Annotated in this window: 16 protein-coding genes and 1 tRNA gene; 5 read left to right on the top strand and 12 right to left on the bottom strand. The window is 73.9% G+C overall.

Annotated features, from left to right (window positions below):
* Positions 1-45 precede the first annotated feature (45 nt).
* On the bottom strand, positions 46-2,451 hold the full coding sequence (locus ACWHYA_RS04765; RefSeq protein ID WP_425943449.1) for an acyltransferase family protein: 2,406 nt from the start codon (positions 2,449-2,451) through the stop codon (positions 46-48).
* Positions 2,452-2,721: 270 nt separating this feature from the next.
* Positions 2,722-4,383, bottom strand: a complete 1,662-nt coding sequence (locus ACWHYA_RS04760; RefSeq protein ID WP_425943450.1) for a hypothetical protein — start codon at positions 4,381-4,383, stop codon at positions 2,722-2,724.
* A gap of 157 nt (positions 4,384-4,540) precedes the next feature.
* Between ACWHYA_RS04760 and ACWHYA_RS04755 the strand changes: the two genes are divergently transcribed.
* A complete protein-coding gene (locus ACWHYA_RS04755) occupies positions 4,541-5,059 on the top strand; it encodes a peptidylprolyl isomerase (RefSeq protein ID WP_425943451.1) in 519 nt (172 codons plus the stop codon).
* A 163-nt stretch (positions 5,060-5,222) separates the two neighbouring features.
* Positions 5,223-6,047 (top strand): rhomboid family intramembrane serine protease, encoded by an 825-nt coding sequence (locus ACWHYA_RS04750; protein WP_425943452.1) that lies wholly within the window; start codon positions 5,223-5,225, stop codon positions 6,045-6,047.
* A 206-nt stretch (positions 6,048-6,253) separates the two neighbouring features.
* Here the strand turns inward: ACWHYA_RS04750 and ACWHYA_RS04745 are convergent, their stop codons facing one another.
* Entirely contained in the window at positions 6,254-6,514 is a 261-nt protein-coding gene (locus tag ACWHYA_RS04745; RefSeq protein WP_425943453.1) for a cell division protein CrgA, read from the bottom strand.
* Between the two features lie 56 nt (positions 6,515-6,570).
* Here ACWHYA_RS04745 and ACWHYA_RS04740 point away from each other — a divergent pair, with 56 nt between their 5' ends.
* A complete protein-coding gene (locus ACWHYA_RS04740; protein ID WP_425943454.1) occupies positions 6,571-7,392 on the top strand; it encodes a DUF881 domain-containing protein in 822 nt (273 codons plus the stop codon).
* A 20-nt stretch (positions 7,393-7,412) separates the two neighbouring features.
* Here ACWHYA_RS04740 and pknB read toward each other — a convergent pair whose 3' ends face one another.
* The 7 genes from pknB to ACWHYA_RS04705 all read right to left on the bottom strand — a co-directional run bounded on the left by pknB (position 7,413) and on the right by ACWHYA_RS04705 (position 16,647).
* Positions 7,413-9,626 carry a Stk1 family PASTA domain-containing Ser/Thr kinase gene (pknB, locus tag ACWHYA_RS04735; RefSeq protein WP_425943455.1) on the bottom strand — a complete coding sequence of 738 codons (2,214 nt, stop codon included), beginning with the start codon at positions 9,624-9,626 and terminating at the stop codon, positions 7,413-7,415.
* Positions 9,623-11,080 (bottom strand): peptidoglycan D,D-transpeptidase FtsI family protein, encoded by a 1,458-nt coding sequence (locus tag ACWHYA_RS04730; protein WP_425943456.1) that lies wholly within the window; start codon positions 11,078-11,080, stop codon positions 9,623-9,625. Before ACWHYA_RS04730 ends, pknB begins: the two co-directional genes overlap by 4 nt.
* On the bottom strand, positions 11,077-12,468 hold the full coding sequence (locus ACWHYA_RS04725) for an FtsW/RodA/SpoVE family cell cycle protein (protein WP_425943457.1): 1,392 nt from the start codon (positions 12,466-12,468) through the stop codon (positions 11,077-11,079). Before ACWHYA_RS04725 ends, ACWHYA_RS04730 begins: the two co-directional genes overlap by 4 nt.
* Positions 12,459-13,937, bottom strand: coding sequence for a PP2C family protein-serine/threonine phosphatase (locus ACWHYA_RS04720; protein WP_425943458.1), 1,479 nt, complete (start codon positions 13,935-13,937; stop codon positions 12,459-12,461). Before ACWHYA_RS04720 ends, ACWHYA_RS04725 begins: the two co-directional genes overlap by 10 nt.
* 13 nt (positions 13,938-13,950) lie before the next feature.
* The gene (locus ACWHYA_RS04715; protein WP_425943459.1) at positions 13,951-14,421 is read right to left on the bottom strand and encodes an FHA domain-containing protein FhaB/FipA; all 471 of its coding nucleotides are present in this window, start codon (positions 14,419-14,421) and stop codon (positions 13,951-13,953) included.
* Positions 14,422-15,453: an FhaA domain-containing protein gene (locus ACWHYA_RS04710; RefSeq protein WP_425943460.1), complete on the bottom strand. Its 1,032-nt coding sequence runs from the start codon at positions 15,451-15,453 to the stop codon at positions 14,422-14,424. It lies immediately after the preceding gene.
* 216 nt (positions 15,454-15,669) lie between these two features.
* On the bottom strand, positions 15,670-16,647 hold the full coding sequence (locus ACWHYA_RS04705) for a hypothetical protein (protein ID WP_431473351.1): 978 nt from the start codon (positions 16,645-16,647) through the stop codon (positions 15,670-15,672).
* 173 nt (positions 16,648-16,820) lie between these two features.
* Between ACWHYA_RS04705 and ACWHYA_RS04700 the strand changes: the two genes are divergently transcribed.
* Positions 16,821-16,907 (top strand) — tRNA-Leu (locus ACWHYA_RS04700).
* Between the two features lie 125 nt (positions 16,908-17,032).
* Here ACWHYA_RS04700 and ACWHYA_RS04695 read toward each other — a convergent pair.
* Positions 17,033-17,518 (bottom strand): SRPBCC family protein, encoded by a 486-nt coding sequence (locus ACWHYA_RS04695; protein ID WP_425942855.1) that lies wholly within the window; start codon positions 17,516-17,518, stop codon positions 17,033-17,035.
* 1 nt (position 17,519) lies between these two features.
* Positions 17,520-17,846 carry an ArsR/SmtB family transcription factor gene (locus ACWHYA_RS04690; RefSeq protein WP_425942856.1) on the bottom strand — a complete coding sequence of 109 codons (327 nt, stop codon included), beginning with the start codon at positions 17,844-17,846 and terminating at the stop codon, positions 17,520-17,522.
* Between the two features lie 144 nt (positions 17,847-17,990).
* Here ACWHYA_RS04690 and ACWHYA_RS04685 point away from each other — a divergent pair, with 144 nt between their 5' ends.
* Entirely contained in the window at positions 17,991-19,460 is a 1,470-nt protein-coding gene (locus ACWHYA_RS04685; protein ID WP_425942857.1) for an MFS transporter, read from the top strand.
* Positions 19,461-19,557: the final 97 nt, after the last annotated feature.

Genomic DNA, 19,557 nt, shown 5'->3' with positions numbered 1-19,557 from the left:
CTGCCACATCCGGTGCCGCCGGTGCGGGTATGGCGCCGGGCCGCGTCAGTCCTCCGGCGCGCCGCCGGCCAGCTCGTCGAAGGCCCGGGCCACGACCTCGGCGTAGACGTGCATCCCGTCGATGTCCGGGTGGACCTGGTCGGACTGCAGCACCTGGGGCTGCTGGCTGATCGTGCCGTTCCAGTCGCCGACCACGGCGTTGGGGTGCTCGGCGACGACCTCGGCGATGGTCTCGTTGGAGGAGTCGACGAAGGAGCTGCGCACGTAGAGGTCCATGACGACGACGTTGCGCTCGGGCCCGAACGCCTCCAGCGCCGCCCGCAGGGCCTCCTCGTCGACACCGGCGTTCGTGCCCAGGTGCAGCACGACGTTGTCGCGGACGGTGCCGGCGGCCACGGCCTCCTCGATGACGGCCAGGGTGTCGTGCCACTGCCGGTTCGACCGGGCCTCGTAGGCGATGCCCGGGAAGCGGTAGGTCAGCCCGTCGGCGCTGGTGACGACCAGGGAGTCACCGATGGCGGTGATCTCATCCCCGGCCGGGACGAGCAGGCCGTCGGCGTCGGCGGTGTAGGCCGACCCGTTGAGCGTCACCGCGCCCTCGGGCACCTCGGCGTCGTCCGCGGGCTCGTCCTTCTCCTCGCCCTTCCCGCCGTCCTTCTCGTTCTCGGCAGCCTCGTCCTTCTCGGCAGCCTCGTCCTTCTCGGCCTCGCCGCCCTGCTCGTCGTCCGCCGCGTCCGCCTCCGCCCCGTCCGTGCCGGCGTCGACGGCGTCCTCCGCCTCCCCGGCGGCGGCGCCGTCTCCGTCCTGGCCGGCCTCGACCGCGGTGCCCAGCGCGTGCCCGGCGGTGATCCCGGTGCCGCCGACCTCGCCGGCGCCCGCGGCGCCCGCGGCGCCCGCCACCCCCATGCGCTCCTCGACGTCCTCGATCTGCCGCTGCGTCTGCGACTTCTCCGGCGCCGTGGCCACGCCCACCGCGGTGAGCACCACCATGAGCGCCACGACGCCGCCGACGATCCGGGGCGTCCGGCTGATCTCCCACGGCGTGACGACCCAGCGGGTGGCCCGCCGGATGGAGCGGCGGAACCCGTGCTGGCGGACCGGGCGCTCCACGAGCCGCAGGGACAGCTCGGTCAGCACGAGGGTGAGCGTCAGCGCACCGCCCAGGACGATCCAGCCGCGAGTGGTGCCCACGGCGTACGGGAAGATGGCCCCCACGATCATCAGGACCGGCCAGTGCCACAGGTAGATGCCGTAGGACCGCTCACCGATCCACCGCAGCGGCGCCAGCTCCATCGTCGTGCGCCAGAGGCTGTCGGACTCCAGCAGCGCGGCGACGAGCACGACGGTCGCCAGCGACGCCAGGAGGAACCCGCCGCGGAAGGTCAGCGCGGAGGCCTCCTCCATCCACCGCAGCTGCGCCCCCAGCACGAGGAGGGCGCCGAGCACGGCCGCCCACCGCCAGCGGCGCCATACCGCGCTCCGCAGTCCGGCACGGTGCTTGGGGTCGGCCCAGGCGACGGCGAGCGCCGCCCCCGCCATCAGCCCCATGAGGTGGGTGTCGGTGCCGTAGTAGACCCGGGTGGCGTCCTGGCTCGGCGACCACATCACGGCCATCGCGACGGTCGAGGCCAGCCCGGCCCCGCCGACGAGGTAGAGCCGCTGGCGCGTGGTCCGGGTCAGCGCCAGCCCGACGGCGAGCACCAGCGGCCAGAACAGGTAGAACTGCTCCTCCACGGCCAGGGACCAGAAGTTGATGAAGAGGATGGGCGAGGTGCTGTGGAAGTAGCTCGCCCCGGCCCCGATCTCCAGCCAGTTGGTCGTGAACGTCAGCGCGCCCAGCGCCTGCCGCCCGATGCCGACGAGCAGGTCGCCGCCGACCATCCGGGCGGCGGTGACGCTGGTGATCACGACCAGGACGAGCGCGGGCAGCAGGCGCCGCGCCCGTCGCTTCCAGAAGTTCAGCAGGTCCAGCTTGCCCCGGCGGGCCACGTCGCGTAGCAGCAGCGTGGTGATGAGGAAGCCGGAGACGACGAAGAAGACGTCCACGCCCAGGTAACCGCCCGGCAGGGTCGTCGGCAGGAAGTGGAACAGCAGCACCGAGACGATGGCGATCGCGCGCAGGCCGTCCAGCCCGGGGATGTACCCCGGTCGGGGCGAGACGCCCTCCGGCCCGCGGCGCCGACCGCTCCGGCCACGACCCTTCCCGCTGCTCTTGCGGCCGGAGCTGGTCCGGGTCCGCGAGGAGGGGTATGTCGTGCGCGCCGGCTGGGCGCGCAGCGCCTCGGGGCCGCGCGGGGCCGGGGGCGCCGGTGGAGCCGGTGGAGCCGGTGGGATCTCGGCCGGGTCGTCGTCCGGATCGTGGCGCCGGCGCAGCAACCCCTCCTCGAGGAGCTCCTCAGGAGGGGCGAGCAGGTCGGTGGCCTCGTCGGGCAGGTGCGCGGGCAGGGACATCGGCCGCCCACCTCCTCACGACCACGGGGCGGGGCGGTCGCTGCCTCCGGGCGGCACGATCCGTTCCCCGCGTGCGCGGCGGTCGCGACCAGCGTAGGTTCGCGCCCCATCCGTCACACCGTTCTTGCCCGGTGTGTCGGAAGGCTGGTCCCCGGATGCTTCCCTGCGGTGGCGGAGGGACGCGACGCCCTCGGGACGACCGAGGGCGCCCTCCGTGCTGGAGGACGCCCTCGGTCGTCGTGCGCTCCCGGTGGCCCGGGGTGGTGCCGGTCAGATGCCGGTGGACCTGTCGTCGTAGCGACGCTCGGCCGCCGGCCGGTCCAGCGGGGGCTGGGCGGGGTCGGCGTCGACGTCGGGCCCCGTGCCCAGGCCGGCCCGGTCGTCCTCGTCGGACCGGTCGGTGGCACCGGACCAGGTGGCGTCGTCGGCCCGGTCACGGGCCTCGGCCTCCTCGTGCGCCACCGACCCGTCCTCGACGTCGGTGTCCTCGTCCGTGTCGCTCGCGTGGCTCACGGGCTCGCCGTGGTGCTCACGGGCCGCGGCGATCTCGTCGGTCGGCGACTCCCCGGGGGTCTGCTCGTCGGAGGTCGAGGGCTCCTCCGAGGCCAGCTCGTCGATCTCCTCGGAGTCGAGCATGCGGGGGAGCTCGGTCGAGCTGTCGTCGGTCATGGGCGTCTCCTGGCTCGTGGCGGTCGTGTCTGCTGCCCCGGTGCTGGCCGCACCTGCGGCCGCTGCACCAGCCCCGGGGGTCCCCGTGGCGGTGGCCGACCCGACGCCGAAGGACTCGGCGCTGGGCGTCGTGGCCGTGGTCGCCCCACCGGTGGCCGAGACGCTGGCCCCGGCCACCTCCGGCGTGGTCCCGGTCGTCGTGGCCACCCCGGGGGTGGTGCCGGCCGCCGTGGCGGGGGTCCGGCTGGCCCAGGGGTCGGCGCCGCCGGCCTGGGAGGCCCACGGGTCCTTGGCGGGGGACTTCTCCTGCTCGCCCAGCCACCAGGCGACCGCGGCTCCGGCCGCGGCCAGCAGGCCGAGGGCGATGAGCACGCCACCCTTCTTCTTGCGCTTCTTGGGCGTACCGGTCACCGCGGCGGCGAAGCCCTCCTCCTGGGTCAGGACGCGGTCCTTGCCGGCCTGGACGTCGCCGAGCATCGCCTGGATCTTGGGCAGCAGCTCCTCGTTGATGACGTCGCGCAGGTGGTCGACCCGCGGACCGACCGCGGCCACGCCCTCCTGGGCGCGCGGCACGGCGGCGTCGATCCCGTGGTCCACGCCGAGCACGGCCCGGGTGCGGGTCTCCTCGGCCTTGTCGCGGGCGGCGGCGGCCAGGGCGGCCAGCAGCGCCGCGCTGACGCCGGCCTTCTCCTTGGCGTCTGCCCGCAGCGGCCCGGTGCGCTCGGCCAGGTGCTCGGCCCGCTCCCGGGCGCTGTCGGCCAGGTGGCTGCCGCGCTCACGGGTCTCCTCGGCGAGGTGGCTGGCGCCGGAGCGCGCACCCACGGCCGCGGTCCCGGCCAGTGCCGCCAGCCGTCCGGCCGACTTCTCGGCCTTCTTGTTGGCCCGGCCGGCCTTCTTGCCGGCGACCTTGCTGGCCTTGGACGCCTTCTTCCGGGCGGCCTTGCCGGCCTTGGTGGTCGTGCGGTCGGCGGCGGCCAGTCCCAGGTCCGCGGCCTTGCGGCCGTGGTCCGCCGCGCTCGAGGCGGCCTTGGCGGCGGCCTCCCGGTCGTGGGTGGCGGCCTTGAGCGCCTTGGTGCGGGCCTTCTGGGCGTGCTTGCGACCCTTGGTGTCGTCCTTGGGGGCGGTCACCTCCGCCAGGGTCGCCAGCACGGCGGCACCGAGGTTGCGGGCCCCCGTGGCGGCGATGCTGCCGGCCTCCCCAGCGTCGTGACGGGCCTTGGCGGCCTGGGCGGACGCACGGTCGGCGTCGGTCTTGAAGAACACGACTGCTCCTCCTTCGGTTGTCTGCCCTCCATCCTGCACCGTCGCCGATCACAACTCCACCGGGGGTGGGGTGGGTGCCGTCCTCGTGGGGGCATCGGGGGTGGGGGCCGGTGGCGTCCTCATGGGGGCGTCGGGCGCTCGTGCGAGACTGTGCGCCATGAACGTCACGCTGCACACGAACCACGGCGACATCAATCTCGAGCTGTTCGAGAACGCCGCCCCCAAGACCGTGGCCAACTTCGTCGGCCTGGCCACGGGTGAGAAGGAGTACAAGGACGACGCCGGGCGCACGGCCCCGCAGCCGTTCTACGACGGCCTCGTCTTCCACCGGATCATCCCCAACTTCATGATCCAGGGCGGCTGCCCGATGGGTGAGGGCATCGGCGGCCCGGGGTACACCTTCGACGACGAGATCAGCCCCGACCACAACTTCAACCAGCCTTACATGCTCGCCATGGCCAACGCCGGCAAGCGCATGGGCAAGGGGACCAACGGGTCGCAGTTCTTCATCACCGTCGACGCCACCACCTGGCTGCAGGGCAAGCACACCATCTTCGGCGAGGTCGCCGACCAGGCCTCCCGCGACGTCGTGGACGCCATCGCCGCGGTCCGGACCGGGGCCAACGACAAGCCGCTCGAGGACGTCGTCATCGAGCGCGTCAGCGTCGAGCGCTGACCCGACCGGGCAGCGCGTGAGCTCCCCGACCCCGCCGGGCCACGGGCCTGCCGACGACCGTCCGGACCCCCGTGCGGGCGACGGTGCGTCGGCGGGTCCCCCCGGGTCCGGCGGGGCGTCGAGCCCACCCACGTGCCCCCGGCACCCCGACCGCGTCTCCTACGTGAGCTGTCAGCGGTGCGGTCGCCCGACCTGCCCGGACTGCCAGCGGCCGGCGGCCGTCGGCATCCAGTGCGTCGACTGCGTCAAGGAGGGTGCCCGCACCACCCCCACGCCGCGCACCCGCTTCGGGGCGCGCGTCGCCGACGGTCCTCCCCTCGTGACCTGGACCATCCTGGGCCTGTGCGTGGCGGTGTACCTGGGACAGCGGCTGGTGCCCGGGCTGACCCGCGACCTGTCGTTCGTGGGGGTGCTCGCCGGCAGCGAGCCCTGGCGGTTCATCACCTCGGCGTTCGTGCACTCGCCGACGTCGCTGCTGCACATCCTGTTCAACATGTACATCCTCTACGCCTTCGGGCCCACCCTCGAGGCGGCCCTGGGCAGGGTGCGCTTCCTGCTGGTCTACCTGCTGAGCGCGATCGGCGGCTCGATCGGGGTGCTGCTGCTCAGCCCCCTGGAGCCCGGCTGGTTCGTCCAGGTCGTGGGAGCCTCCGGCGCGATCTTCGGGCTGCTCCTCATGTATGTCGTGCTCCTGGCCCGCCAGGGCCAGGTCCCCACGGCCCTGCTGGTGATGATCGGCATCAACCTGGCGCTGCCGTTCTTCGTCGGTGGCATCGCCTGGGAGGCGCACGTCGGCGGCGCGGTGACCGGGGCCGCCGTGGGTGGCCTGCTCCTGCTGACCTCCGCCACCGGACGGACGAAGGAGGCCGTGCGTCGCCGGGCGATGTTCTGGCCGGGCATCGCCGGGCTGGCGGCCCTCCTCCTGGGGATTGGCGTCCTGCGCATCGTCCAGGTGCTCGGCGCCGGAGCATTCACCCTCACCGGCTGAGACCGGCCCGGGCCGTCCTGCGCAGTGCGGGGCGCCGGGGCCCGCCCTCACCGGCTAGACCGGCCGGGCACCGCCCTTGTCCACCGCCGGGCGGAAGTTATCCACAAAAACGAATGACAAGCGTGTGATTCATCCCCAGAGTGTGGACAGAATGTGGACAACTCTGGGGCAGGCGCGCGTCCTGGGGCAGGGGCGCGTCCCTCGGGTCAGCGCCAGCGGGTGGCCATGACGAACCCCGCCATGATCAGCCCCATGCCGATCCCGAGGTTCCAGTAGCGGATCGACTCGATCGGCCACTGGCCCGACGTGATGTAGAAGGTCGCGACCCACAGCACGCCGACGATCATCAGCCCGGTCATCACGGGGACGAACCAGGGCGGGTTGGGTGCGGGGGCCTGGCTCTGCGGCAGCTCGCTGGTGCGGCGGGCGCGCTGCCTGGCGCCCTCTCGGCCTCGGGACTCGGGCACGTGGGTCTCCTTCGACGGTCGGGTGACGGTCAGGATACGCGGATAGGCTGGTGGGGATGAGCAGTTCGAGCACGACGGGACAGGACGGGCGGGCCGACGGGTCGGTCCCCGGAAGGCGCACGCCCGGGCGGCCCGTCAAGACCGTCGGGGTCACCGTCATGTTCCTGCTCGCCGGTCTCCTCTTCGGCACCAGCGCCTCGCTGGCCCGGGAACGTCCGCCCGTGGGCAGCGTCAGCGACCTGCCCGGGCTGATCACCGCCCGTGACTCCCAGGTGCGCGAGCTCACCCAGCAGGCCGAGGGCCTGCGCGACGAGGTCTCCACGCTGCAGGCGGCGGTCGACACCAGCCAGACGCGCCAGCTCACGCGCGCGGCCGACGCCCTCGCCCCGGCGGTCGGCCTCGGGCCGGTCGAGGGGCCGGCGGTGCAGGTGACCCTCGACGACGCGGGGTACAGCCTGGACACCCTTCCCGAGGGGTACTCGGTCGACGACGTGGTCGTGCACCAGCAGGACCTGCAGGGCGTCATGAACGCGCTCTGGGCCGGCGGTGCCGAGGCCATGATGGTCCAGGACCAGCGGGTCATCTCCACCAGCTCGGTGCAGTGCGTGGGCAACACGCTCTACCTGCAGGGCCGGGTCTACTCCCCGCCCTACACCGTGACCGCGATCGGCGACCCGGCGGCGATGCTCTCCGCCCTGGAGGACGACCCCACGGTGAGCACCTACCGCGACTGGGCCGAGCTCATCGGGCTCGGCTACACCGCCACCGAGCTGGGCCGGATGGAGATGCCCGCCTACGCGGGCAGCCTGCGGCCGCAGCACGCCACGCCCGTCGTGGTGCCCGCCGAGGCCGAGGAGATCGAGAGCCGGAACGACTGACCGCCCGCGGTCAGCCTCCCTCAGTCGCGCTGCCCCGGCGGCCCGCCGGGCGGTCCCGCCCCGTCCGGAGGACCGGTGGGCTCGACCGGAGGCTCCGGCTCCTCCTCCGGCGGATCGGTGGTCGGCGGCGGGTCCGGCGGGGGCTCGGTCGTCGGGTCGGGGTCGGCCGGGGTCGTCGGCGTGGTCGGCTCCGGCTCGTCCGTCGGGTCGGGCTCGGGCACCGGGGTCGGCTCCGTGGTGACCGTGCGCTCCACCGTCTGCGTCTCCACCAGCACCGGCTCGGCGGCGACGATCAGCACGATCTCCTCGCCCTGGTCCACGAGCTCGCCCTCCTCGACCGACTGCTCCAGGACCGTCCCCGGCTCCGCGTCGGCCGTGCGGCGGTTCTCGAAGGTGTAGGTCAGGTTCTGCCGGTTCAGGGCCACGGCCGCCTCGTCGCTGGACAGGCCGACGACGTCCGGCACCTCGACCTGGCCGCTGGCCACCGTCAGCACGATCTCGCGGTCGGGCTCCACCTCGTCGCCGGGCTGCGGCTCGGTGCTGACGACCTGCCCCTCCTCGACGTCGGGGTCGTGCACCTCCTCGGCCTCGTCGCGCACGTTCGTGAAGCCCTCGCGCTCGAGCAGGTCCCGGGCCGCCTGCTCCTCCATGTCGAGCACGTCGGGGATCTCGATCGCCTCGGGCCCCGCGGAGACGACGATGAGCACCTCGGAGCCCTCCTCGAGCTGGCCGCTGGGCGGGTCCTGCTCGACCACCTCCCCCACGGGGGCGTCGCTGTTGCGCTCCTCGGCGTCGGGCACGGTGAACCCCAGCCCGGTGAGCTCGGTGCGGGCCTCCGGCTCGGTCATCCCCACGGTGTCCACCACCGTGACCATGACCGGTTCCTCCTCCGCCCCCGGGCCCACCACCTGCCACAGGACCCACGACATCCCGGCCACGGCGAGCAGGGCAAGCACGCCGAGCAGGAGCGCGGCACCCCGGTGGCGCCGCTCGCGGACGGGCATCTCGTCGGTGCGCTCGTCACGGTCGTCGCCCGCGGGGTATGCCGCGGACGCGCGCCCGTCGCGGTCCCGACCGCCCGGGTCGGTGGCGTCGGAGCCCGCGGCGGACGCGGACGGCATACCGGCACCGCCGCCCGCAGCGGCTGCTGCCGCTGCGGCGCCGCCCGCTGCGGCCCCGGCGGACCCCGGGCCCCAGCGCCGGGTGTCGTCCTCCTCGCCTGCGGGGCCGACCTCCCGGGTGTCGTCGGCACCACCGTTCCGGGCGCGGGCGGCGGCGGCCGCGCCGGCGCCGGCGATGCCCAGGGCCCGGGCGTAGCTCGCCTGCGCGTCGGCCGAGACCGGCTCGTCCGCGCGGGCCCGGTTGAGGTCGGCGCGGAAGGTGCCGGCGGTCCGGTAGCGCACGTCGCGGTCCTTCTCCAGCGCGTGCAGGGTGATCGCGTCCAGCGCCTGCGGCAGGCTCGTCTGGTGGGTCGAGGGCGCCTTGGGCGTCTCCCCGAGGTGCTGGTAGACCAGCGCCACCGGGTCCCCCTGGAACGGGGTGCGCCCGGCGAGCAGCTCGTAGAGCAGGCAGCCCACCGAGTACAGGTCGGAGCGACCGTCCACGTCCAGACCCTGCGCCTGCTCGGGCGAGAGGTAGCGGGCGGTGCCCATGACCGCCTGGGTCTGGGTCATCGTCGCCGCGGTGTCGGCCAGGGCGCGGGCGATGCCGAAGTCCATCACCTTGACGGCGCCCGCCTCGGTCACCATGACGTTGGCCGGCTTGATGTCCCGGTGGACCAGGCCGCGCTCGTGGGCGTACTCCAGCGCGGCGAGCACCGCCGCGGTGATCCGGGCGGCCTCGTCGGGGTCGAGCACCCGACGCTCGTTGAGGACCTCGCGCAGGGTGTGGCCCTCCACGAACTCCATGACGATGTAGGGCACGTGGACCGCGGCACCGCCGCCGGCCTCGTGCACGGTCTCCTCGCCGGAGTCGAAGACGCCGACGATGGAGGGGTGGTTCAGGCCGGCGGCGGCCTGGGCCTCCCGCCGGAACCGGGCGAGGAAGGAGGAGTCGCGGGCCAGGTCGGTGCGCAGGATCTTGATCGCCACGGTGCGTCCGAGCCGCAGGTCGTGCCCCACGTGCACGTCGGCCATCCCGCCGCGGCCGACGAGGTCGCCGATCTCGTAGCGACCGCCGAGCACCCGCGGCTCCGGCCCGGAGGGCGGGGGCGTGGGCTGGGTCGGGTCGGTCATGGGGACACTCCTGCCTCGAGCATGGCGCGGGCGACGGGGGCGGCCACCTGGCCGCCGGTCTCGCCCGTCCAGTTGTCGGTCGCCGCCTCCACGACCACGGCGACCGCGATCTGCGGGTCGTCGGCGGGGGCGAAGCCGGTGAACCACGCGTGCGCGGCGCCGCTGTCGCCGAACTCGGCCGTGCCCGTCTTGCCGGCGACGCGGACGCCGGGGACGGCGGCCAGCTGGCCCGACCCCTCGTCGACGACGGAGACCATCATGTCGGTCAGCTCCTGGGCGGTCGCGCCGGAGACGGCGCGGGAGAGCGCCCGCGGGTCGGTCTGCTCGGCGACCTCCAGGTCGCGGTTGCGGACGGTGTCGACGAGGTGGGGCTCCATGACCACCCCGTCGTTGGCGATGCCCGCCGAGATCATCGCCACCTGCAGCGGCGTCACCCGCACCTCGTGCTGCCCGATCCCGGTGAGCGCGGTCTGCGCGTCGTCGGGGTCCTCGGGGTAGGACGAGGGGGTGGCGGTCATCGGAACCTGCAGGGTCTGGCCGAACCCGAACTCCTGGGCCTGCTCGCGCAGGGCGTCGGCGCCCAGCTCCCCGGCCAGCCAGGCGAACGAGGTGTTGCACGAGACCTGCACGGACCGGGCCAGGCTGGGGGTGCCGTCGGGATGGCAGGCCGCGCCCCCGAAGTTGGGCAGGTCGGTCGTGGTGCCCGGCAGGGTATAGGTGATGCCGCCCTCGAGCTCGCTGTCGGGGGTGAACTCCCCGCTCTCGAGCGCGGCGGCGGCCACGACGAGCTTGAACGTCGAGCCGGGCGGGTAGAGGTCGCCGGCGAGGGCGCGGTTGACCAGCGGCTGGGACGGGTCCTGCGACAGCTCCTCGTAGGCCTGCTCGACCGCGTTGAGCTGGTGGCTGGACAGCGCGTTGGGGTCGAAGGAGGGGCGGCTGACCATCGCCAGGATCGCCCCGGTGGAGGGGTCGATCGCGACCGCGGCACCACGCTGGCCCTCGAGCGCCTCGGCCGCGGCGGCCTGCACCTGCGGGTCGATCGTCAGCTCCAGGGAGGCGCCCTGCGGCGGCCTGCCGGTGACCACGTCGACGAGCCGCTGGTAGAAGAGGCTGTCGTCGGTGCCGGCGAGCACGCCGTTGCGGGCCCGCTCCAGGCCCAGGCCGGCCCCGTAGATGAAGGACCAGTAGCCGGTCACGTGGGCGTAGCGGGTGGCCTGGTCGTAGCGCCGCTCCCACTCCAGGTCGTCGTCGGTGGCCACGGACCGGGCCACGGCGTCGCCGTCGACGAGGATCGCCCCGCGCTCGCGGCTGTAGGTGTCGATGAGGGTGCGCCGGTTGTTGGGCCGCTCGCGCAGGTCGTCGGCCTGGACGAACTGGATCCAGGTCGAGGCCAGCAGCAGGGCGGTGAACATGGCCAGCACGACGTAGGCCAGTCGGCGGATCGGGGTGTTCATCGGGTGCGGGCCTCCCCCCGGGGGTGGGCCAGGTCCTTGGTCGGGTCCTGGCGGCGTTCGGAGACCGGCCGGCGGGCGTGGTCGCTGACCCGCATGAGCAGGGCGACAATGATCCAGTTGGCCAGCAGCGAGGATCCGCCGGCGGACAGGAACGGCGTGGTCAGACCGGTGAGCGGGATGACCCGGGTGATGCCGCCGACGACGACGAAGACCTGCAGGGCCAGGGTGAACGACAGCCCGGCGGCGAGCAGCTTGCCGAAGCCCTCGCGGGCGCCGATGGCGGTGCGCAGCCCGCGCTCGGCGAGCAGGGCGTAGAGGGTCAGCAGGGCGAACAGCCCGACCATCCCCAGCTCCTCGCCGAAGGCGGCCACGATGTAGTCGCTGTTGGCGAAGTAGGTGATGTAGGGATAGCCCTCCCCCAGGCCCGTGCCGAAGATCCCCCCGTGCCCCAGGCCCATCAACCCCTTGGCCACCTGGTCGGACTGCCCGGGGGCGAACGGGTCGAGCCACAGGGTCACCCGGGCCTGCACGTGCCCGAAGACCTGCCAGGCCAGGAACGCCCCGCCGACGAACAGGCTCAGCCCGATGACGATCCAGCTGATCCGCTCGGTGGCGACGTAGAGCATCGCGACGAACAGGCCGAAGAACAGCAGGGACGAGCCCAGGTCGCGCTGCAGGACGAGGATCATCACCGACAGCCCCCAGGCGACCAGGAGCGGCCCCAGGTCGCGGGCCCGGGGCAGCTGCAGGCCCAGGAACCGCCGCCCGACGAGGGAGAGGGCGTCCCGGGTGCTGACCAGGTAGCCGGCGAAGAAGATGGTGAGCGCGATCTTGGCCAGCTCACCCGGCTGCAGGCTGAGCGGCCCCAGGCGCACCCACAGGCGCGAGCCGTTGATCTCCTGCCCCACGACGGGCAGCATCGGCAGCAGCAGCAGCACGAAACCGGTGGCCATGGCCAGGTAGGTGAACCGTCGCAGCACGCGGTGGTCGCGCACGGCCACGAGGGTCCCGGCCGCGGCGAGCACGGCCAGCCCCGTCCACATCAGCTGCCTCGCGGCCACCTCCGAGCCGGTGCCGACGTCGATCCGGTGGATCATCACCAGCCCCAGCCCGTTGAGCAGGGTCGCGAGCGGGAGCAGGAGCGGGTCGGCATACCGCGCCCGCCAGCGCAGGACCAGGTGCAGGGCCAGGACGATCCCGGCGTAGGTGCCCAGGTGCCACCACACCAGCTGCGGGATCTCCCCCACGGTCGCCAGCTGGACGTTGACGTAGGCCAGGCCGACGACGAGCAGCGCGAAGACGGTCAGCAGCAGCTCGACGGTCCGCCCGCTGCGCACCCGCAGGCTGGTGACGGTCGAGGGGGTGGGGCTGGCGGCGGTCACGGGCATCCCTCCGGCCACAGGACCCGCACGGTGGGTCGGGCCTCGTCGGTCGTCGTCGCGGCGGTGCTGCCGGCCCCGTCCGCCCCGCCCGCGGTCGAGACGGCCGCGTCGGGCGCGGCGATGCCGGTCCCGAGGCCCACGCCGGTGTCCAGGCGTCGGCCGAGGGGGAGGGCGAGCAGCCCGCCGGGGCCCACGGTGACCGCCACGGCGTCCTCGGGCACCGCGGTCGTCACCGACCCGTCGGGCAGCGTGACCACGGGGGTGCAGTCGCCGCGGGCGAGCGCGCGCAGCTCGGTGACGATGGTGTCGGCGCCGGCCCGGTCGTCGGCGGACAGGGTGCGGCGCACCTGCTCCTGGTAGAAGGTCGGCAGGGCCTCGACCTGCAGGTCGGTGCGCTCCTCGGCCCGGCTCAGGCCCACCGGGCCCAGGTCCTGGGAGACGCCGCGGAAGATGGTCACCCGGCCGTCCTCCTCGCCGACGAAGTACTGCTGCTGGCTCCAGCTCCAGGCCCCCCACCCGACGAACCCGAGCACGAGCAGGGCGGCGGTGGCCACCAGGGCCCGGCGCAGCCAGCGCAGCCACGGCGCCGCCGGCTCCTCCTCGGCCAGGAGCGGGGTCTCCGCGGGCGTCCCCGAGGCCTCCCGGCTGAGCACCGCGGCCTTCTCGGCCGGGGTCAGCGCGCTGATGGCCTGGGCGCTGCGGCGCTCGCCGGCCGCGCCCACGACCTGCGGCTTGGTGGTGCCGGCGCCCGCGTGGACGACGTCGGCCACGACGACCGTGACGTTGTCGCGGGTCGCCGCGCGCAGGGCCACCTGCACGAGCTGGTCGGCCACCTGCCCCGGCGTGCGGTCGGTCTGCCCGAGCAGCTCGGCGATCGTGTCCTCGGCCACGTAGTCCGAGAGCCCGTCGCTGCACAGCAGCAGGCGGTCGCCCACGTGCAGCTCGCGCAGCGAGAGGTCGGGGAGGTCCTCGTCGCGCCCGGTGAGGACCCGGGTGACCAGCGAGCGCTGCGGGTGGTGGCGCGCCTCGTCCTTGGTGATCCGGCCCTCGTCGAGCAGCTTCTGGACGAAGGAGTGGTCCTTGGTGATCTGGGTCAGGCGTCCCCTGCGCAGCAGGTAGGCCCGCGAGTCCCCGATGTTGGCCACGGCCAACTTCGCGCCGACCCGCATCATCGCGATGCAGGTGGTGCCCATCCCGTCGGAGTCGGGGTAGACGTCCATGACGTCGGCCAGCCGGTGGTTGGCCTCGTCCAGCGCCCGCTCGAGGATGGCCAGCGCGTCGTCGGCCCCGTGCGACTCCCCGTCCAGGTGGACCAGCTCGCCCACGACCAGCGAGGAGGCCACGTCCCCGGCGGCGTGCCCGCCCATGCCGTCGCACAGCACGAGCAGCTCGGGCCCGGCGTAGGCGGAGTCCTCGTTGCGGGACTTGCTGCCGAGCCCGAGGTTGGTGCGGGCGGCGTAGCGGAGGGCGACCATGCGGACCGGCGGCTCAGCGCCGCAGCTCGAGGACGGTCTGGCCGATGCGGATCTGCGAGCCGGGCTCCAGCCGGGCCCCGGTGGTGATCCGCTGGCCGTCGACGAGCGTGCCGTTCGTCGACCCCAGGTCGTCGACGTACCAGGCGTCGGTCCCGGGGTAGATGCGCAGGTGGCGGCCCGAGGCGTAGTCGTCGGTCAGCACGAGGGCGCACTCGGGGTTGCGCCCGACGAGCAGGCCGGCGTCGTGGAGCGGGACCGACGTGCCGCGCAGGCGGCCCTCGGTGACGACCACGTGGGTCGGGGTCTGCTTCTTGCGCTCGCGACGCTCGCCGCGGGACTCCCTGCGGGGCGGCGGGCCGGCCCCGCGGCTGAGCACGCGGGTGCCGTAGAGGTCGCCGCGGAGGGCGCCCACGACGGAGAACACGAACGCCCAGAGCAGCACGATGACCCCGAGGCGGACGAGGTTGAGGGTCAGCTCACCCATTCACCCCTCCAGCCGGAAGACCACGGTGGAGCGGCCCATGGTCATCCGGTCGCCGTCGCGCAGCTCCTCGGAGCCGACCTGGTCGCCGTTGAGGAAGGTGCCGTTGGTCGAGCCGAGGTCGCGCAGCACGACCTGCAGGTGCGGGCCGTCGTGGGTGATCCGCACCTCCGCGTGCCGGCGGGAGACGCCGGGGTCGTCGAGGACGACGTCGGCGGTCTGGTCCCGTCCGAGGGTGGTCACCGCGGCGGTCAGGGGTATGCGGTGCCCCTCCACCTCGAGCGAGGGGCGGGGTCGCCGCGGCCGGGCCGGACGGCTGGGCGCAGGCTCGGGCTCGTGGGCGAACTGGGCGGTGCGGCGCTCGTCGTATCCCTGGTTCCCGTCGTGGTCGCCGGGCGCACCGTCGTCATGGCCGCTGCCCGAGCCGCCGCGGGCACCCGCGGCCGGGCCCCCGGCGGGAGGCTGCCCGACCGGCGGTCGGGCCGATCCCTCGTCGGCGGCCCGAGGGGCGTCGGCGGCCGGCCGGCGGTACAGGTCGCGGTCGGGCCCCCCGTCGCCGCCGCCCGCGGTACCCGCGGCGGCACCCGCACCGGCGGACGCCGCGGCATACCCCCGGTCATGGCCGGAGGCCCGTCCCCGGTCCCCGCCACGCGCGCCGGCCCGCCCGTCCTTGGCCGCGGGGCGGACCCGGAAGATGCCCGTCTCCAGGTCCTCCCCGTGCACGAGGCGCACCTCGAACGGGCCGGGCGCGACGTAGCGCTGCGCGTCGGCGTGGTCCTCGGCGGCGGCGACGAGCTCGTCGGTGAGGGCGCGCTCGAAGGAGCTGAGCCGCTCGTGGTCGGTCTCGGCCAGCTCGATCGTGAAGACGTTGGGGACCATCGTGCGTCCGGGACCCAGCACCGCGGCCCGGTCGTCCATCGCGCTGCGCATGGCCGAGGCGATCTCCACCGGCTGGACCTCGGCCTTGAAGACCCGGGCGAAGGGCTGCTTGACGGCGCGCTCGAGCCCTCGCTCGAGCCGGTCGAAGACTCCCACGGCCCCTCCTCGTCTGGTCGGTACGGTCGGTCGCGGCGGCAGACGCCGCCCGTGCGATCGTACTGTCCAGGTCTGAGGACGGGCTGGACCCGCTGGTCGGCGGCCTGCCGTGGGCGGGGGCGGACCAGGCCGGGGCGGACCGGGCCGGAGGGGACCGGGACCGGCGTGGGCCGGTGGCGGGCTGCCGGAGGCCGGGGCCTCGCGGGGGGCCGTCGGTCAGCTCCAGCGCCAGTCGGTGAGCACGTTCAGCCGCAGCACGCCGTCGTCCCCGCCCTCGGCCGCGGTCCGCGCGTCCAGGTCCAGCATCCGGGTGAAATCGGAGGGGTCCTGGTGGTCGGGGAAGCTGAACAGCATGTGCAGCGGCTCGTCCTCGAAGGCCAGGAAGCCGTGGTCGGTGACCAGACGGCCTGCGACGGCCGGGTCGTGGGCGAGCGCCTCGTCCGTGGCCCGCTGGGTCCCGAGCCGCTCCACGACGGCCTCGTCGTGGTCGATCATCGCCTGGTGGAAGGTGTCGACGTAGTCGTTGACCGGGCTCCCGAGCCGGTCGAACGCGTCGGCGGACCCCGCGATGAGGTAGTAGTCCACGCCGACGACAGCTTCCCCGTCGCCGAGGTCGTCCCCGTCGACGGTCACCGTCATGGACGCGCCCTGGGTGCGGTGGCTGTAGTAGACCGCCCACCGGCCCTGGCCGACGTCGCCGAACGGGTTCAGGTTGTCGGTGCGCTCGAGCTGCCACTCGGTGTCGGTCGACCACGTGCCGGTGGCGAGCTCGACCTCCTCGACGGCCAGGTCGGCGACCCGGTCGGTGTCGCCGGCCGCCCAGGCCGCGACGAGCGCGTCGGCGTAGGCGCTCGGATCGGAGGGGTATGCCGGGTCCGTCCCGCCGCCCGAGGTGGAGGGGTCCTCGCCGGACGACGTGTCGTCCGCGGTCCCTTCGGTCGAGGTCGGAGCGGACGAGCCGCCGTCGTCACCGGTGCCGTCGGTGCCCGTGCCTGCGCCGTCGGTGCCCGCGGCGTCCTCCGGTCCGGTGACGGTCGCGCTGTCCGTGCTGCTCCCGGCCCCGTCGTCCGCGCCGGCCGGCGCGGACGACGGGGTCGGGTCCGTCTCCGAGGGGGTGCCCTGCTCCGCGCCGCAGCCGGCGAGCACGAGGACGAGCGCCGCGGCGGCGGGAAGGGTGCGGCGGGGACGGTTCATGGTTTCCTCCTGGTCGGACAGCCACGCGGGGCGGGACGGTCGGGGTGGTGCGGCGCTCCTGATGCCTCTGTGACGCCGCAGGGCACCGGAGGGTTGGGGGTGAGCTCGTGGATCGGTGCCGACCGGCAGATTTCGGGGGCTGTGAGCGTGCGTGCTACATTTGCTCGGCACTCGCGCGAGTGGCGGAATAGGCAGACGCGCACGGTTCAGGTCCGTGTGCCCGAAAGGGCGTGGGGGTTCAACTCCCCCCTCGCGCACCAGCACGAAGCCCCCGGACCCTGCGGTCCGGGGGCTTCGTCGTGACGAGGGTCCAGGCTGCCAGCAGTCCGGTGCAGGGGCTCCGCCGCAGCCCGTGCCGGATTCCGCCCTCAGCCCGTGCCGGGGCTCAGGCCGCGAGCAGCCCGTCGATCTGGTTGATCGCGGTGGTGGCCCCCTCGACGACGCCCATGTCGAGGACCTGCTGCAGGGCCTCGGCCGTGTCGTACGTCGAGGTGTATACCGCCCGGGTTCCGCCGTCGACCGCCTCGAACGTGAAGACGCTGCGCGCGACCGGCGCGGTGTCCACGGGGTTCAGGTCGCCGTCGGCGAAACCGTCGTCGAAGGCGAGGCGGTGGGGTGCGTCGACCTCGGTGATCTGCCACCACCCGCCGTACCGCTGCCCGTCCGGGCCGGTCATGAAGTACGTGCACCGGGATCCGGGCGAGAGGTCGTGCTCGACGAAGGTGGCCGGGTGGGTCGGCGGGCCCCAGACCCGCTCGAGCTGGCGCGGGTCGGCATACACCTGCCACACCCGCTCCACGGGGGCGGCGAACTCGGCGGTGATGGTCAGCGTGCGGGTGTCGATGTCCTGGGTGACGTCGGTGACGGGCATGTCAGTTCTCCTCGAGCAGTGCGTCGATGCGGGCGATGCGGCCCCGCCAGATCCCCTCGAGCTCGGTGAGCATCGAGGCGACCGACCGGACCGCCTCCACGTCGCCGCTGGCCAGCTGCTCGCGGCCGCGACGGCGCTTGGTGAGCAGGCCGGCGCGCTCCAGCACGGCGACGTGCTTCTGGACCGCGGCGAAGCTCATGTCGTAGCTCGCCGCCAGGGCGGACACGGAGTGCTCCCCGGCCAGGACCCGGCGCAGGATGTCGCGCCGCGTCCGGTCGGCGAGCGCGTGGAACAGGGCGTCCGCCCGGTCCTCGCTCGATCCGTCCATGGACACAACATACAACCATTTAGTTGTAGATTGTCAAGGGAGGCGCTGGGGACCGCGGGTTCGACGTCCGTGGGGGACCGATGACCTCGTGTGCGGCCGGAGGGGACCGATGAGTTCGGCGCCCGGGCACGGTCGAACCTGGTCATGAGGTCCTTCGACGACCCCGACGGCCGCACCTTCCTGCACCTGCTGGGCAACACCGCGGTCGCCGGCCTGACGACGAGCTACCTGTGGTTCGCCCTGACCTTCTGGGCCTACCTGGAGACGAGGTCGGTGCTGGCCACGGGCGTCATCGGCGGCGCGTACATGCTGCTGGTGTCGATGAGCAGCATCGTCTTCGGCTCGATCGTGGACCATCACCGCAAGCTGGCCGTGATGCGGTTCTCCACGACCATCACCCTCACCCTGTTCGCGACGGCCGCGCTGGTCTACACGAACACCCCTCCGGCGATCCTGACCGACCTGCGGCAGCCGTGGTTCTGGGTCTTCGGCCTGCTGGTGCTCGTGGGGTCGGTCGTGGAGCACATGCGCAACATCGCCCTGTCGACCTGCGTGACGATCCTCGTCGCCGACGAGGGGCGCGACCGGGCCAACGGCCTGGTGGGCACCGCCCAGGGGATCACGTTCATGGCCACCAGCGTGCTCTCCGGCCTCTCGATCGGTCTGCTGGGGATGGGGTGGACGCTTGCCCTGGCGCTCGTCCTCGTCGCGGCCGGCCTGTTCCACCTGACGCTGCTGCGGATGCCGCAGGAGCTCGTCCCGGCCTCGGCGGGCGGCGACGACCACGGCCGGATCGACCTGGCCGGGTCGATCGCGGTGATCCGCGCGTCGAGCGGCCTGCTCGCGCTGATCCTCTTCGCCACCTTCAACAACCTGGCCGGCGGTGTCTACATGGCGCTGATGGACCCCTACGGGCTGGAGATGTTCGCCGTGGAGGTCTGGGGCGTGGTGATGGGCGTCAGCTCGATCGGCTTCATCGTCGGTGGCCTGGCCGTCGCCCGGTTCGGTCTGGGCCCGAGCCCCGTCCGGACCCTGCTGCTCTGCGTCGCCGTCATGGGCCTGCTCGGCGCCCTCTTCACCGTGCGCGAGTGGTGGTGGCTCTACGCGCTCGGCATCTTCCTCTACATGTGCCTCATCCCGGTCGTGGAGGCCGCCGAGCAGACGGTCATCCAGCGGGTCGTGCCGCTCGAGCGGCAGGGGAGGGTCTTCGGCTTCGCGATGGCGGTCGAGGCGGCTGCCGCGCCGCTCACCGCCTTCCTGGTCGCCCCGCTCGCCGACCGCTGGATCATCCCCTGGGCCTCGTCGCAGGAGGGCCGGCTCGCCCTCGAACCGCTCCTGGGCGTGGGGACCCCCGTCTCCCGGGGCATCGCGCTCGTCTTCCTCGTCGCGGGCCTGCTGATGATGGTCGTCGCGCTCCTGGCGCTGGCCTCCCCCGCCTACCGGACGCTGGTGCGGACCTACGCCGCCGCGGCGCCGGGCGCTGACACCGGGCCTGCCACCGGACCAGGGGAGGTCGTCGCCTCGGCCTCGGCCGCCGCGGCGCTGTCGCAGACCGACCTCGACGTGGTGCTCGAGGGCGAGGGAACGGGGCGGGCGGTGGAGGACGACCGGTAGGGTCCCCGCGGCCGGGGCCGGGGGCCGGGGCGATCGGCAGGACCATCGCGCCCGGGGCCGTCCGCACCGGGTCCGGAGGTGGGCGACCTTGCGTCTG

The organism is Ornithinimicrobium carbonis, from assembly GCF_977012275.1.
Note: the sequence above shows the minus strand (reverse complement) of the source record. Positions and strands in the feature narration are given on the sequence as shown.